This window comes from Streptomyces sp. NPDC085931, from assembly GCF_044540565.1.
In the GTDB taxonomy this organism is placed as follows: domain Bacteria; phylum Actinomycetota; class Actinomycetes; order Streptomycetales; family Streptomycetaceae; genus Streptomyces.
The window spans coordinates 124,608-139,898 of the sequence record NZ_JBITSK010000016.1 but is presented as its reverse complement, the minus strand read 5'-3'; the positions used below and the strand labels follow the sequence as shown (position 1 = coordinate 139,898).

The 15,291-nt window shown below is 73.4% G+C and carries 11 protein-coding genes; 5 read left to right on the top strand and 6 right to left on the bottom strand.

The window, feature by feature from the left end; all coding sequences use genetic code 11:
- Position 1: 1 nt before the first annotated feature.
- Complete coding sequence (locus ACIGAN_RS29455; RefSeq protein WP_399862122.1) at positions 2-3,697, top strand: amino acid adenylation domain-containing protein; 3,696 nt, start codon at positions 2-4, stop codon at positions 3,695-3,697.
- 101 nt (positions 3,698-3,798) lie between these two features.
- Here ACIGAN_RS29455 and ACIGAN_RS29450 read toward each other — a convergent pair whose 3' ends face one another.
- Both ACIGAN_RS29450 and ACIGAN_RS29445 read right to left on the bottom strand, forming a co-directional pair.
- The gene (locus tag ACIGAN_RS29450) at positions 3,799-4,809 is read right to left on the bottom strand and encodes an iron-siderophore ABC transporter substrate-binding protein (protein WP_399862120.1); all 1,011 of its coding nucleotides are present in this window, start codon (positions 4,807-4,809) and stop codon (positions 3,799-3,801) included.
- Positions 4,810-4,934: 125 nt separating this feature from the next.
- Entirely contained in the window at positions 4,935-5,888 is a 954-nt protein-coding gene (locus tag ACIGAN_RS29445) for a methionyl-tRNA formyltransferase (protein WP_365740263.1), read from the bottom strand.
- A gap of 84 nt (positions 5,889-5,972) precedes the next feature.
- Here ACIGAN_RS29445 and ACIGAN_RS29440 point away from each other — a divergent pair, with 84 nt between their 5' ends.
- Both ACIGAN_RS29440 and ACIGAN_RS29435 read left to right on the top strand, forming a co-directional pair.
- Positions 5,973-7,316, top strand: a complete 1,344-nt coding sequence (locus ACIGAN_RS29440; protein ID WP_399862118.1) for a lysine N(6)-hydroxylase/L-ornithine N(5)-oxygenase family protein — start codon at positions 5,973-5,975, stop codon at positions 7,314-7,316.
- On the top strand, positions 7,313-7,969 hold the full coding sequence (locus ACIGAN_RS29435; protein ID WP_399862116.1) for a class I SAM-dependent methyltransferase: 657 nt from the start codon (positions 7,313-7,315) through the stop codon (positions 7,967-7,969). Before ACIGAN_RS29440 ends, ACIGAN_RS29435 begins: the two co-directional genes overlap by 4 nt.
- Positions 7,970-7,981: 12 nt before the next feature.
- On the opposite strand, the gene ACIGAN_RS29430 is transcribed toward ACIGAN_RS29435, so the two are convergent.
- Positions 7,982-10,228, bottom strand: coding sequence for a heavy metal translocating P-type ATPase (locus ACIGAN_RS29430; protein WP_399862114.1), 2,247 nt, complete (start codon positions 10,226-10,228; stop codon positions 7,982-7,984).
- 3 nt (positions 10,229-10,231) lie between these two features.
- Complete coding sequence (locus ACIGAN_RS29425) at positions 10,232-10,444, bottom strand: heavy-metal-associated domain-containing protein (RefSeq protein ID WP_399862112.1); 213 nt, start codon at positions 10,442-10,444, stop codon at positions 10,232-10,234.
- A 189-nt stretch (positions 10,445-10,633) separates the two neighbouring features.
- On the opposite strand from ACIGAN_RS29425, the gene ACIGAN_RS29420 reads away from it, so the two are divergent.
- Entirely contained in the window at positions 10,634-11,590 is a 957-nt protein-coding gene (locus ACIGAN_RS29420; protein ID WP_365094803.1) for a hypothetical protein, read from the top strand.
- Positions 11,591-11,593: 3 nt separating this feature from the next.
- Here the strand turns inward: ACIGAN_RS29420 and ACIGAN_RS29415 are convergent, their stop codons facing one another.
- A complete protein-coding gene (locus ACIGAN_RS29415) occupies positions 11,594-13,429 on the bottom strand; it encodes a glycoside hydrolase family 15 protein (protein WP_399862110.1) in 1,836 nt (611 codons plus the stop codon).
- A gap of 64 nt (positions 13,430-13,493) precedes the next feature.
- On the bottom strand, positions 13,494-14,273 hold the full coding sequence (locus tag ACIGAN_RS29410) for a DeoR/GlpR family DNA-binding transcription regulator (protein WP_399862108.1): 780 nt from the start codon (positions 14,271-14,273) through the stop codon (positions 13,494-13,496).
- A gap of 134 nt (positions 14,274-14,407) precedes the next feature.
- Here ACIGAN_RS29410 and ACIGAN_RS29405 point away from each other — a divergent pair, with 134 nt between their 5' ends.
- A complete protein-coding gene (locus ACIGAN_RS29405) occupies positions 14,408-15,289 on the top strand; it encodes an SIS domain-containing protein (protein WP_399862106.1) in 882 nt (293 codons plus the stop codon).
- The last annotated feature ends 2 nt before the right edge of the window (positions 15,290-15,291 follow it).

Below are 15,291 nucleotides of genomic sequence, written 5' to 3'. Positions count from 1 at the left end.
GGTGACGCAGCACCCCCCGACCGCGGACGAGCTGCTCCGTACGGTCACCGACACATTGGGCCCGGACACCCCGCCGGGCGACGACGACAGCCTCATAGCGTGGGGCCTGGACTCCATCACGCTGATGAGGATCGCCGGCTCCTGGCGCAGACAGGGCGTCAAGGTCGGCTTCGCCGAACTCGCGCGCGAACCCACCCTGCGCGCCTGGCGGTCCCTGCTCGCGTCCCGGGCGCCCGCCCCGGCCGAACCGGCCGCGAAGACCCGGTCCGAAGCGCCGCCCGGGGCCTCGCCAGAAGCTCCGGCCGTCGAACCCGGCGAGCCCTTCCCGCTCGCCGTGATGCAGCACGCCTATTGGATCGGCCGCGGCGACGACACCACCCTCGGCTCCGTCGCGGCCCACCTGTACGTCGAGTTCGACGGCTCCGGTGTCGACCCGCGACGGCTCGACACCGCCGTACGCGCCCTGGTCCGGCGGCACGGCATGCTCCGCGCCCGTTTCACCGACGACGGCCGCCAGCAGATCCTGCCCGCCCTCACCCGCCCGGCCACGTCCGTCAACGACCTGCGGGACCTGGACGAGGAGACGGCGGCGGCCAAGCTGGAGGGCGTCCGGCACTCCTCCTCGCACGCCCGGCTCGACGTCGCCGCCGGCGAGGTGTTCTCCGTGCAGCTCTCCCTGCTGCCCCAGGGCCGCAGCCGGCTCCACGTGGACGTCGACATGCTCGCCGCCGACGCCCTCAGCTACCGCGTCCTGCTCTCCGACCTCGCGCAGCTCTACCGCGACCCCGACGCCGCCCTGCCACCGATCCGCACCAGCTACCCCGCCTATCTGGCGGAGCGGGCCGAGGTGCGGCGGCTGAGCCGGGAGCAGGCGCAGCAGTGGTGGCGCAGGCGCGTGCCCGAGCTGCCCAGCGCGCCGGAGCTGCCGCTGGTGCCCGAGGCGGAGCGGGCCGACCCGACCCGGGTGACGCGCCGGCACCACTGGCTGCCGCCCGAGGAGAAGCGGCGGCTGGCCGCCCGGGCCCACCAGCACGGGCTGACCCCCGCCATGGCCGTCGCGACCGCCTTCTCGGAGGTGCTGGCCGCCCACAGCGGTCAGCCGCGCTTCCTGCTGAACGTCCCCCTGTTCGACCGCCGCGGCTCCCACCCCGACACCGACCTGCTCGTCGGCGACTTCACCAGCTCGGTCCTGCTCGACGTGGACCTGGCCGAGCCGGCCTCGTTCACCGAGCACGCCCGCCGGCTCCAGGACCGGATGCACACCGATGCCGCGCACGCCGACTACTCCGGCGTGGAGGTGCTGCGCGACCTGACCCGCCAGCGCGGTGAACAGGTCCTCGCGCCCGTGGTGTTCACCAGCGCCCTCAACCTGGGAGAGCTGTTCGACGCGGACGTGCGCGACTCCTTCGGCACGCCGGTGTGGATCATCTCCCAGGGCCCGCAGGTGCTGCTCGACGCCCAGGTGACCGAGGTCGACGGCGGACTGCTCGTCAACTGGGACGTACGCGAGGACGCCTTCCCCGCGGGGCTGGTCGACGCGATGTTCGCCGCGTTCCACGGGCTCGTCACCCGGCTCGGCACCGAGGACGACGTCTGGGACCGGCCGGTCCCCGCCCTGCTGCCGGAGGAGCAGTCGGCGGTGCGCAGGGCGGTGAACGCCACCGACGCGCCGCGCAGCCACCGCCTCCTGCACGAGGGCTTCTTCGCCCGCGCGGCCGAACGGCCCGACGCGCCCGCCCTGCTGTGGGGAACGGAGGGCTCCCTGACCTACGGGGAGCTGGCGGACCGCGCCCTGCGCTGCGCCGCCGCCCTCGTGGACCGGGGGGTACGGCCGGGCGACACCGTCGCGGTCGGCCTCCCCAAGGGCCCGGGCCAGATCACGGCCGTCCTCGGCGTGCTGGCCGCCGGGGCCGCGTACGTACCGGTCGGCGCCGACCAGCCGCCCGCCCGCCGCGACCGCATCCGCGCCACCGCCGGCTACCGCCTCACCCTCACCGAGGGCGACACCGACGGACATCCCGGCGGCACCACCGACGGTCACCCCGGCGGCACCACCGACGGTCTCCCCGGCGGCACCACCGACGGTCTCCCCGGCGGCACCCCCAGCGGGCCCGCCGGCGCCTCTCCGGCCGGCCGCGCGGACGCGGACCGGCTGACCGTCACGGACGCGGACCGGCTGACCGTCACGGACGCGGACCGGCTGACCGTCACGGACGCGGACCGGCTGGCCGTCACGGACGCGCTCCGCCACGACCCGCTGCCCGCACCCGTCCCGGTGGACGAGGAGCAGCTCGCCTACGTCCTGTTCACCTCCGGCTCCACGGGCGAGCCCAAGGGCGTCGAGGTGCCGCACCGGGCCGCCATGAACACCCTCGACGACCTCGGCGCGCGCTTCGCCGTGGGTCCTTCCGACCGCTGCCTCGCCCTGTCCGCGCTCGACTTCGACCTCTCCGTCTTCGACGTGTTCGGGCTGCTGAGCGCGGGCGGCGCGGTGGTGCTGATCGACGAGGCCGACCGCCGTGAGGCCCGGCCGTGGGCCGAGCTGATGCGCAGGCACCGGGTGACGCTCCTCAACTGCGTCCCGCCCCTGCTGGACATGCTGCTGCTGGCCACCGGCCCCGGTGAACTGACCGGGCTGCGCGCGGTCCTGCTGGGCGGGGACCGGGTGGGCACGGACCTGCCCGGGCGGCTCGCCGAGCGGGCGCCCGGCTGCCGGTTCGCCGGTCTCGGCGGCACCACCGAGACCGCCATCCACTCCACCGTCTGCGAGGTCGTGGACACCCGGGTGCCCGCGCACTGGCGTGCCGTGCCGTACGGCACCCCGCTGCGCAACGTGCGCTGCCGGGTCGTCGACCCCCGCGGCCGGGACTGCCCCGACTGGGTGCCGGGCGAGCTGTGGATCGGCGGGGACGGCGTGGCGCTCGGCTACCGGGGCGACCCGGAGCGCACGGCCGGGAAGTTCACCGAGGCCGACGGCGTGCGCTGGTACCGCACCGGCGACCTCGCCCGCTACTGGCCCGACGGCACGCTGGAGTTCCTCGGCCGCCGCGACCACCAGGTGAAACTGCGCGGCTTCCGCATCGAACTCGGCGAGGTGGAGGCGGGGCTCGCCGGGCACCCGGCGGTGCGGCGTGCCGTCGCGGGCCTGACGGACGGCCCCGGAGTCCAGCTGGCGGCCGCGGTGTCCGCCGGTCCCGGCACGACGGAGGAGGAACTGCGGGCGTGGGCGCGCGCGGTGCTGCCGCCGCACATGGTGCCGGCCCGGATCGCCGTCGCCGCGGAGCTGCCGCTCACCGCCAACGGCAAACTGGACCGTCGCGCCGTCCGGGCGCTGTGGGAGACACGCGGGCCGGGGGAGGAGGGGCACCGGGCACCCGGCAGCGCCCTGGAGACGGTCGTCGCCCGGGTGTGGGCCGACGTCCTGGGCGCCGCACACGTGGGCCTGGACGACGGGTTCTTCGCCCTGGGCGGGGACTCCGTGCTCGCCACCGTGATCGTGAGCCGGCTGCGGGAGGCCCTGGACACCTCCGAGGTGTCGGTGCGCGCCCTGTTCGCGACGCTCACGCCGGGCGGCATGGCCGCGCGGCTGGCCGCCGAGGAGCACACCCCGGGGCGCCTGGAGCAGGTCGCCGCGCTCCACCTGGAGATCGAGGGCATGTCGGCGCAGGAGGTCGACTCGGCCCTGCGCGACAGCTGAGGGACGCCGAAGCGGCGGGGCGCCCGACACGCGCCCCGCCGCTCCGCTCCCCTCCCGGGAAAGCCCGGACTGCCGGACCGCCGGACTGCCGGACTGCCGGCTTACCCGTCCAGCTTGGCGAAGCCGGGCTCCAGGTTGTCCAGGGCCCACGGGATGCCCAGCACGGACGGGCTGCGCAGCTGGCTGATGGTCGCCACGTCGGTCACGACGTAACGGCCCTTCTCGACCGCGGACATGTTCTTCACCAGTGCGCTGGACTCGAAGGCCTTCCTCAGCTCCGGCGTGGTGAAGGCGATGACGACCAGGTCCGCGTCGAGCTTGTCGAGCTGCTCGAAGGACAGTTCGCCGGTAGGGCTGCCGCTGACGGTCTTGATGTTCTTCACCGACGGGGTGAGGCTCAGGCCGACCTCGCTCATCAGCTTCGCCGCGAAGTCGTCCTCCGAGGCGATGGTGTAGATCTTGGCCGGGGTGTTGCCGATGGACAGGCTGTAGGTCTGGCCGGCCAGCCCGGGGTGCTCCGCCTTCACCTCGGCGATGCTGTCCTCGGTCTTCTCGACGGCCTTGTCCGCCTGCTCCTCCCTGCCGACGGCCTTCGCCACCACCCGGACGTGTTCCTGCCAGGTCTGCTTGCCCCACGCCGTCTCGTAGCCGATGGTCGGGGCCACCGCCGAGAGCTTCTTGTAGTTCTTGTCCAGGGTGAAGTCGGAGGTGGCGAGGATCAGGTCGGGCCGGAGCGCCGCGACCTCCTCGAAGTCCACCCCGTTCATGGTGTTCAGCAGCTTGGTCCTCTTGGTGTCCACCCTGTCCTTGAGCCAGGGGTGGACCCCGTCGGCGGCGAAGGCGTCCTTGGAGACGGCGATCGGCGTGACCCCCAGGGCGTACAGGGCGTCGACGTCGTCGGTGCCGCCGTCGCCGATCACCACGATCCGCTCCGGCTCCTTGGTGATCTTCGTGTTGCCGAACTTGTGCTTGATGGTGACGGGGAAGGCGGACGAGGAGTCCGCCCCGGCGTCGCCGGAGGACGGGGCGGAGTCGTCCTTGACGGAACCGCAGGCTGCCAACCCGGCGGCCAGGGTGGCGGTGAGAAGGGTGGTGAGGAACTTTCTCGGCATGTGCGTCCCTTGTCGCCGGGTACAGGCAGGAGTCGTACGGCCGTCAGTAAAGCAAGGTAAGCCTTACCTCAGCAACGGTTTCCGGACAATCGCCGCCCCACCGCGCCGATGTGAGGGAGCGTCAGTTACGGACGCTCCGTCAGATAGCCGCCCATCGTGCGGAAGTAGTCGTTCGCCGCGTACTCCGTGCCGTCCTCGGTCCGCAGCCGCCGCACGACGAGTCCCGGGCAGCGGCCGGTGTGCGCCTCGGGCCCGGCCACGATGACCACGCCGTCGCCCTCGCGGATGAAGATCCGCCCGGGGGTGCCCCCGTAGCGGCCCTCGGACACGGCGGCCGAGGTGATCCGCAGGCGCTGCCCGCGGTGGAAGGTGTACGCGTTCGGGTAGGGGTCCGACTGGGCGCGCACCAGCCGCTCCAGCCGTTCGGCGGGCCAGGTCCAGTCGATGCGGCTGTCGATGTCGGAGCGCTTGTGGAAGAAGCTCGCCCGGCTGCGGTCCTGTGGCACCCACTGCCCGGCGTCCCGGCCCGTGGCGATCAGGTCGAGCGACTCGCGCACGATCGGGGCGATGAGGTCCACGGTGCGGTGGAACAGGTCGGTGGCGGTGTCGGACGGCCCGACGGGTACCGCGCGCTGCACCAGGATGTCGCCGGCGTCGAGTTCGCCGTTCATGCGGTGCGCGGTCACGCCCACGCGCTCCTCGCCGTTGAGCAGCGCCCAGATGATCGGCGAGAAGCCGGCGTAGGACGGCAGCAGGGAGTCGTGGATGTTCAGCGTGCCGTGCGGCGGGAGGTCGAAGACCTCCGGGGGCAGCCAGGTGCGCCAGTTGTTGGCCACGATGAGGTCCGGGCGGGCGGCGCGCAGGGCGTCGAGGAGTTCGGGGTCGTCGGGCCGGTTGCGCAGGAGGACGGGGACGTCGTGCTTGGCGGCGAGTTCGGCGACGGAGTCGTCCCAGATCTTCTCGTAGGCGTGGTCGCTCTTGGGGTGGGTGACGACGAGGGTGACCTCGTGGTCGGAGTCCAGCAGGGCCTGGAGCGTGCGGTGACCCCAGGTCTGATAGCCGAACATGGCGACGCGCATGCGGTTCTCCCTCTCCGGCGGCTCCATTGCAAGGTAAGGCTAACCTTATCTAACATGTGGCTGCCTGAGGGAGGCGATGCCACGGTGAACTCACCGCTCACGGGATCGGACACCACGGACACCACCTACGACGTCCTCGGAATAGGCTTCGGGCCGTCAAATCTCGCCCTGGCCATAGCGATCGAGGAACACAACGCGGGGGTCCCGCCGGAGCGCCGGCTCACCGCCCTCTTCCTGGAACGCCAGCCGGGATTCGGCTGGCACCGGGGCATGCTCATCGACGACGCCACCATGCAGGTGTCGTTCCTGAAGGACCTCGTCACCCTGCGCGATCCGGCCAGCGACTACAGCTTCCTGTGCTTCCTGCGCGAGCGCGGCCGGCTCATCGACTTCCTGAACCAGAAGACGCTCTTCCCGCTGCGGGTGGAGTTCCACGAGTACTTCGAATGGGCCGCCGCCCGCGTGCGGCATCTGGTGGCCTACGACCGCGAGGTCACCGCCGTCGACCCGGTGCGCGACGCGTCGGGCACCGTCACCGGCTTCGACGTGGTCTGCGGCCACTCCGGCGTGACGTACCGCGCCGGCGACCTCAGCGTCGCCGTCGGTCTGGAACCGCACGTGCCGCCCGGGGTCGAGCTGTCCGAACGGGTCTGGCACAACAGCCAGTTACTGCCCCGGGTCGCCGAACTGCGGGATCGCCGCACGCCGGTGCGCCGGGCCGTCGTCCTGGGCGCGGGCCAGAGCGCCGCCGAGACGGTCGACTACCTGCACCGCTCCTTCCCCGAGGCCGAGGTCTGCTCGGTGTTCGCCAAGTACGGCTACACCCCGGCCGACGACAGCCCGTTCGCCAACCGCATCTTCGACCCGGAGGCGGTGGACGTGTACTTCGGCGCGCCCTTTGAGGTCAAACAGTCCCTCTTCGACTACCACCGCTCCACCAACTACTCCGTCGTCGACATGGACCTCATCGAGGCCCTGTACGCGACCTCCTACCAGGAGAAGGTCGCCGGCCGCGAGCGGCTGCGGTTCCTCAACGTCTCCCGCATCCGGGACGTCCGCACGCGCGGCGACGGCTGTCTGGACGTCGCCGTGGAGTTCCTGCCGACGGGGGAACAGCGGGTGCTGGAGGCCGACGTGCTCGTGCACGCGACCGGTTACCGCCCCCGGGACCTCACCACGCTGCTCGGCGAGGCGGCCAAGGTCTGCCTGCGCGACGACGAGGACGCCATCCGCGTCCGCCGCGACCACCGCGCCGAGACCGCCCCGGACGTGACGGCGGGCATCTATCTCCAGGGCGGCACGGAACACACCCACGGTCTGACCTCCACACTGCTGTCGACCACGGCGATCCGCGCCGGCGAGATCCACCGCTCCCTGCTGGACCGGCACGGCGGGCGCGTGGACGGGCCCGCCGTGCCGCGGGCATGACCTCCCCGTCCCACCGGGTCCTGCGCGCGCTCGGCCGTTTCCACGCGGCGCGTCCGTGGGACCACAACGCCCGCTTCCACCCCTGGCTCCTGCGCAATCTGCCCGCCCGGGTGGGCAGTGCGCTGGACGTGGGGTGCGGCAGCGGCGACCTGGCCCGGTCGCTGGCCGGCCGGGCCGGGCGCGTGCACGCGGTCGACGCCGACCCGGTGATCCTGGCCCGGGCCCGGGAACTGACTCCCGCGTCGGTCCCGGTGACGTACACCGTGGCCGACGCCCCGGCCGGGCTTCCCGACCGGACCTTCGATGTCATCACCTGCGTGGCCGTGCTCCACCACCTGCCGCTCACCGAGGTCCTGGAGGCCTTCCGCGACCGGCTGGCCCCAGACGGCACCCTGCTGGTGGTCGGTCTGCACCGGCCGCGAACGCCCCTCGACCACCTGCTCAGCCTCGTGTCGGTTCCGCTGAACGTCGTCATGGCGCTGGTCGTCAACCGGGGCCGCCGGGTACCGCGCCCCGTCTCGCTGTCCGCCCCCACCCGGCCGGCAGACCTGACCTTCCCCGAGATCGCCCGTACGGCGCGCGCCGTCCTGCCCGGCGCGCGCCTGCGCCGCCGCCTGTTCTGGCGTTACACGCTCGTGTGGCACCGGCATTGACCGGCGCGCGGGTCAGCTCGCGGCGCGGAAGGTGCGCAGCCGCAGGGAATTGCCGACCACGAAGACCGAGGAGAAGGCCATCGCCGCCCCGGCGATCATCGGGGTGAGCAGACCGGCCGCGGCCAGGGGCAGGGCCGCCACGTTGTAGGCGAAGGCCCAGAACAGGTTCGAGCGGATGGTGCCGAGGGTGCGGCGGGCGAGCCGGATGGCGTCCGCGGCGGCCCGCAGGTCACCCCGGACGAGGGTCAGGTCCCCGGCCTCGATCGCGGCGTCCGTGCCGGTGCCCAGCGCGAGCCCGAGGTCGGCCTGGGCCAGGGCCGCCGCGTCGTTGACCCCGTCGCCGACCATGGCGACCGAACGGCCCTCGGCCTGCAGCCGCTTGACGACCTCGACCTTGTCCTGCGGCAGCACCCCGGCGATGACCTCCCCGATGCCCACCTCCCGCGCGACGGACTCGGCGACGGCCCTGTTGTCGCCGGTCAGCAGCAGGGGCGTGAGCCCCAGCGCGCGCAACCGCCGTACGGCCTCGGCGCTCGTCTCCTTCACCGCGTCGGCGACCTCCAGCACCGCCCGCGCCGCACCGTCCCAGGCGACCGCGACGGCGGTGCGCCCGGCGTCCTCCGCCGCCGCCCGGGCCCGCGCCAGCTCCTCAGGCAGCTGCATCGCCCACTCGGCCAGCAGCCGCTCCCGCCCGACCAGCACGGCGTGCCCCTCGACGACGCCCTGGACGCCCAGTCCGGGCACGTTGGCGAAGTCCTCGGGCACCGGCAGGCTGCCCAGCTTCCGCAGCGCCCCGTCGGCGACGGCCCGGGCGACCGGATGCTCGGAGGAGTGCTCCAGCGCCCCGGCCAGCCGCAGCACCTCGGCCTCGTCGGCGCCGCCGGCGGTGTGCACGGCCAGCAGGGTCATCCGGCCGGTGGTGACGGTGCCGGTCTTGTCCAGGACGACGGTGTCGACGCGGCGGGTGGACTCCAGCACCTCCGGCCCTTTGATCAGGATGCCGAGCTGGGCGCCGCGCCCGGTGCCGACCATCAGCGCGGTCGGCGTGGCCAGGCCCAGGGCACAGGGGCAGGCGATGACGAGGACGGCGACCGCGGCGGTGAAGGCGGCCGTGAGCCCGGCGCCGTTGCCGAGCCAGAAGCCCAGCGTGCCCAGCGCCAGGGCGATCACGACCGGCACGAACACGGCCGAGATCCGGTCCGCGAGGCGCTGCGCCGCGGCCTTGCCGTTCTGCGCGTCCTCCACCAGCCGTGCCATCCGGGCCAGTTGGGTGTCGGCCCCGACGCGCGTCGCGCGCACGGCGAGCCGGCCGCCGACGTTGATCGTGGCGCCCGTGACCGTGTCCCCGGTGCCCACCTCCACCGGCACGGACTCGCCGGTGAGCATCGACGCGTCCACGGCCGAGGACCCCTCGACCACCGTCCCGTCGGTGGCGATCTTCTCGCCGGGCCGGACCAGGAACCGGTCGCCGACCCGCAACTCGCTTACCGGCAGGGTCTGTTCGCGGCCGTCGTCGCGCAGGACGGTGACGTCCTTCGCGCCCAGCTCCAGCAGCGCCCGCAGCGCCGCGCCCGCCTTGCGCTTGGCCCGGGCCTCGAAGTACCGCCCGGCCAGGAGGAACGCGGTGACACCCGCCGCGGCCTCCAGGTAGATGTTCCCGGCCCCGTCCGTGCGCCCGATGGTCAGCTCGAAGGGGTGCGTCATGCCCGGCGTGCCCGCGGTGCCGAAGAACAGGGCCCACAGCGACCACAGGAACGCGGCCGACGTGCCGACCGAGATCAGCGTGTCCATGGTGGCCGCGCCGTGCCGGGCGTTGACGAAGGCCGCCTTGTGGAACGGCCACGCCGCGTACGTCACGACGGGCGCGGCCAGCGTGAGCGACAGCCACTGCCAGTACTCGAACTGCAGGGCCGGCATCATCGCCATGGCCACGACGGGCACCGCCAGGACCACGGCCGTGACCAACCGCTCGCGCAGCGGCCGGAGTTCGTCGGATGCGGCGGCCGGTTCGCCGGGCTCCTCCTCGGCCGCGGGCTCGTGTGCCGTGTAGCCGGTCGCCTCGACCGTGGCGATCAGGTCGCCGACGGACACGTCACCGCAGTAGCTGACCTTCGCCTTCTCGGTGGCGTAGTTGACGGTCGCGGTGACCCCCTCCATGCGGTTGAGCTTCTTCTCGATGCGCGCCGCGCAGGAGGCGCAGGTCATGCCGCCGATGGCGAGTTCCACCTCGGCGACGGCGCCGGTCGTGCCGGTGATCATGGCTCAGGCCCTCCCCGTGAGCTCGTAGCCGGCCTCGTCGACGGCCTCGGCGATCGCGGCGTCGTCGGGCTCGGCGGCGGTGGTGACGGTGAGGTGTCCGCTGCCGAGGTCGACCTCGACGCCGCTGACGCCGTCCAGCTCACCGATGACCTTGGTGAGCGTGGCCTTGCAGTGACCGCAGGACATGCCGGAGACGGCGTAGGTGGTGGCGGGCATCGGTGCCTCCTTCGACGAGCCCCGTGGATACGGGGCAGGGGTATGTTCGGCGAGCTTCCTGTATACCCCCGAGGGGTATACGATGCAAGCCTCGAAACATCTTGACTCGGTACCCCCTAGGGGTATTGTGAAGTGCAAGAAGGCCCCGCATTCACGCGGAAGGCCCGGTACCCGGAGGAGCCGAAGGCCATGAACACCGCACTGAAGATCACCACCTTCGCCGCCGCCCTCGCCGCCACGTTCGGCACCGCCTACGGAGTCGGCCAGGGCATCGGCCCCGTCGTCGCCGACGCCCCGCCGGAACACGGCCGGGACCACACCCCGCCCGCCCCACGGCCGGCGCGGGACGACGGGCACGCGGGCCACGACACACCCCCGGCGGGCGGGCTGCAGATCTCCGAGGGCGGCTACACGCTCGACCTCGCCACACCGCGTGTCCCCGCCGGCCGGCGCACCGAACTGCGCTTCACGGTCCGGGACACCGAGGGCCGGGCCGTCACCGCCTACCAGCGCGAACACGACAAGGAACTCCACCTCGTCGTGGCCTCACGCGACCTGCTCACCTACCGCCACCTGCACCCCACCCGTGCCGCCGACGGCACCTGGAGCATCCCTGTCGACCTGCCCCGCGCCGGCGGCTACCGCGTCTTCGCCGACTTCACCCCGGCGGAACGGGGCGCGCGGAACCTCACCCTCGGCGCCGACCTCGCCGCCTCCGGCCCCTTCCGCCCCGAGGAACTGCCCGCCCCGGGCACCAGGGCCGAGACCAACGGCTACGAGGTCGAACTGGCCGGCGCCCTGCACCCCGGCAAGCCGAGCGAGCTGAAGCTGAAGGTCTCCCGCGACGGCAGGCCCGTGACCGACCTCCAGCCCTACCTCGGCGCCTACGGCCACCTGGTCGCCCTGCGCTCCGGCGACCTCGCCTACCTGCACGTCCACCCGAACGGCGCACCCGGCGACGGCACCACCCGGCCCGGCCCCGGCATCTCCTTCACCGCCACGGCACCGAGCGCGGGCTCCTACCGCCTGTTCCTCGACTTCCGGCACGACGGAAAGGTCCACACGGCCGCGTTCACCGTCAGGGCCGGGGCGGCGGCCGGATCCAGCACCCCCGAGGGGCACACGGACGCCGGCCACGGCCACTGAGCCTCAGCCGAGGGCCCGGTCCAGGTGGAAGGCCGCGCTGATGAGCGCGAGATGGGTGAACGCCTGCGGGAAGTTGCCCTGCTGCTCCCCGGTGTTGCTGATCTCCTCGGCGTACAGGCCGAGATGGTTGGCGTACGTCAGCATCTTCTCGAAGGCCAGGCGCGCCTCGTCGACGCGGCCGGCGTGCACCATCGCCTCGACGTACCAGAAGGAGCAGATGGAGAACGTGCCCTCGTCGCCGCGCAGCCCGTCGGGGCTGGAGCGCGGGTCGTAGCGGTAGACCAGCGAGTCGGACACCAGCTCCTCGGTCAGCGCGTCCAGCGTCGACAGCCACTTCGGGTCGGTCGGGGCGATGAACTTCGTCAGCGGCATCATCAGCACGGCCGCGTCCAGCACGTCGCCGTCCTCGTGCTGCACGAAGGCCCGGCGCCGCTCCGACCAGCCCCGGCTCATGATCCGCCGGTAGATCGTGTCGCGGCACTCCCGCCAGCGGGGCAGATCGGCGGGCAGCCCGCGCCGGTTGGCCATCCGGACGGCCCGTTCGATCGCCACCCAGCACATCAGCCGCGAGTACAGGAAGTTCCGGCGCCCGCCCCGGGTCTCCCAGATGCCCTCGTCGGGCTGGTCCCAGTGGGTGCACACCCAGTCCACCAGGGCGCACACGTCGTCCCACTGGGCGCTGGATACGGGCTGGGCCCACTTGTCGTAGAGGTAGATGGAGTCGATCAGCGCGCCGTAGATGTCGAGCTGGAGCTGGTCGGCCGCCGCGTTGCCGACCCGGACCGGCGCCGAGCCCTGGTGGCCCTCCAGGTGGTCCAGCTCCCGCTCGGGCAGCTCGGTGCGCCCGTCGATGCCGTACATGATCTGCAGCGGGCCGGAGCGCGTGCCGTCCCCGGGGCTGATGTGCCGGGACACGAACCGCATGAACGCCTCGGCCTCCCCGGTGAAGCCCAGCCTCAGCAGGGCGTAGACGCAGAAGGCCGCGTCGCGCACCCACACGTACCGGTAGTCCCAGTTGCGTTCGCCGCCGAGCTGCTCCGGCAGGCTCGTCGTGGGCGCGGCGACGATCGCCCCGGTCGGCGCGTAGGTGAGCAGCTTCAGGGTCAGGGCCGAGCGGTGCACCATCTCCCGCCAGCGGCCCTTGTACCGGGACGCGGACAGCCAGCGCCGCCAGTAGGCCACCGTCGCCGCGAACTGCTCCTCCGCCTCCGCGTGCGCGCACCGGCGGGGCAGCACGTCGCCGCCGACCTTGTCCAGCGCGAACACCGCCGACTCGCCCTCGGCGAGCTTGAAGTCCCCCCGCACGTCGGGCCCGTCGGCCTCCAGCGGCACGGTCGCGGTCAGCGCGAGCGACAGCGCCCCCGCCTCGAAGACCGCCAGGCCGCCGGTCAGCCGGACGGTGTGCGGCCGGGTGCCGTAGTCGAAGCGAGGCGCCACCCGCGTACGGAACGGGACCGAGCCGCGCACGCACACCACGCGCCGGATCAGCCGGTGCCGCTCGGCCTCGGCCGACTCGCCGTCGACCGGCATGAAGTCCTGCACCTCGCCGACGCCGTCCTCGGTGTAGAACCGGGTGATCAGCACGTTCGTGTCGGGGAAGTAGAACTGCTTGGTCCGGGCCGGCACGGCCGCCGCCAGCTCGAAGCAGCCCCCGCGCTCGGCGTCCAGGATCGCGGCGAAGACGCTGGGCGCGTCGAACGCCGGGCAGCAGTACCAGTCGATCGTGCCGTCGGTCCCCACGAGGGCCACGCTGCGCAGGTCGCCGATCAGGCCGTGCTCCGCGATCGGCACGTACCGCCGCCCGCCCGGCTCGCCCCGGTCCTGTGCCGTTCCGCCCATGACAGCCTCCCTGCCGCGGTACGCGCCTCAGCCCCAGCGTAGGACGGCCGGCCCCGCGCCGCCGTCACACCGTGAGGACCCGCAGCCCGGCCTCCTCGAAGGCCCGTACCGTCTCCGGGGCGGCCGCCGCGTCCGTGACCAGCGTGTCCACCGTCTCCGCCGCGCAGATCCGGGCGAACGCCCGCCGCCCCAGCTTGCTGGAGTCGGCCGCCACGACCACGCGCTCGGCCCGCTCGCACAGCAGCCGGTTGACCGCCGCCTCCGCCTCGTCGTGCGCCGCGGCACCGTGCGTGACGTCGAAGGCGACGACCCCGAGCACCGCCACGTCGACGGTGATCTGCCCGAGCACCCCGTCCGCGAGCGGCCCGACCAGCTCGTACGACTGCGCCCGCGCGACCCCGCCGGTCAGCACGATCTTGAACTGCGGGCGCACGGCCAGCTCGGCGGCGATGTTCAGCGCGTTCGTCACCACGGTCAGCGCGGGCGGGCCCGACGCCAGGTCCCCGCGCACGGCCAGGGCCCGCGCCACCTCCGTGGTGGTCGTGCCCCCGGTCAGCCCGACCGCCTCCCCGGGCGCGACCAGGTCCGCGACGGCCTTGGCGATGCGCTGCTTCTCGGAGGCGCGCCGGGCCGTCTTGTAGCGCAGCGGCAGCTCGTAGGACACGCCGTGCACGACCGCGCCGCCCCGGGTGCGCACCAGCATCTGCTGCTCGGCCAGCTGGTCGAAGTCACGGCGGATCGTCGCCGCGGACACCCCCAGCTCCCCGGCCGCGTCCTCGACGTCCAGCCGGCCGCGCTCCACGAGCAGTTCCAGCAGCGCCTTCCAGCGGGCGTCGCGCGCCATCCGCACCTCCACGTCTCGATCTCCGGGCGACCTTAACGCAGCCGATCCCCCCGCATGCTTGATGATGCTCGAAAGGTGGCTATATCTTGCAACAACGATCAGCGCCGGGTGGGGATCACCGAGAGGGGTGCGGCATGACGCATGTCGAGGACGAGCTGACCAGTCAGCCCGAGTGCTGGGCCCGGGCCGCCTCCGAGGCGGCGGACCACGCGGGGGTGCTGCCCGCCCCGGGCGAGCGGGTGGCGCTCGTCGGCTGCGGCACCTCGTACTTCATGGCGCAGGCGGCCGCCGCCCTGCGCGAGGGCGCGGGCCAGGGCGAGACCGACGCCTTCGCCGCCTCGGAGTTCCCGCACGGCCGCCCCTACGACCGGGTCGTCGCCCTCACCCGCTCGGGCACCACGACCGAGGTCGTCGACCTGCTCGGCCGGCTGAAGGGCCGCACCCGCACGACCGCGATCACCGCCGACCCGGACACCCCCGTCCGGGCGGCCGCCGACGACCTGGCCGTCCTCGCCTACGCGGACGAACGGTCCGTCGTCCAGACCCGGTTCGCTACCACCGCCCTCACCCTCCTGCGCGCCCATCTCGGTCTCCACCCCGACGCCGCCGTCACCGACGCGCGGACCGCCCTGGCCCGCCCCCTGCCCGAAGGACTGGCGGATCGCGGGCAGTTCACCTTCCTCGGCTGCGGCTGGACCGTCGGCCTGGCGAACGAGGCCGCGCTGAAGATGCGCGAGGCCGCCCTGGCCTGGGCGGAGTCGTACCCGGCGATGGAGTACCGGCACGGCCCGATCAGCGTGAGCACCACCGGCACGGCCACCTGGATGCTCGGCGACGCGCCGGACGGGCTCGCCGCACAGGTCCGCGCCACCGGGGCGTCGTGGATCGCCGGCGACCTGGACCCGCTGGCCGAACTGGTCCGCGCCCAGCGCCTCGCGGTCGCCGTCGCCGCGTCGCGCGGACTGGACCCCGACAGCCCGCGCCACCTCACGCGCTCGGTGATCCTCGCGCCCTGACC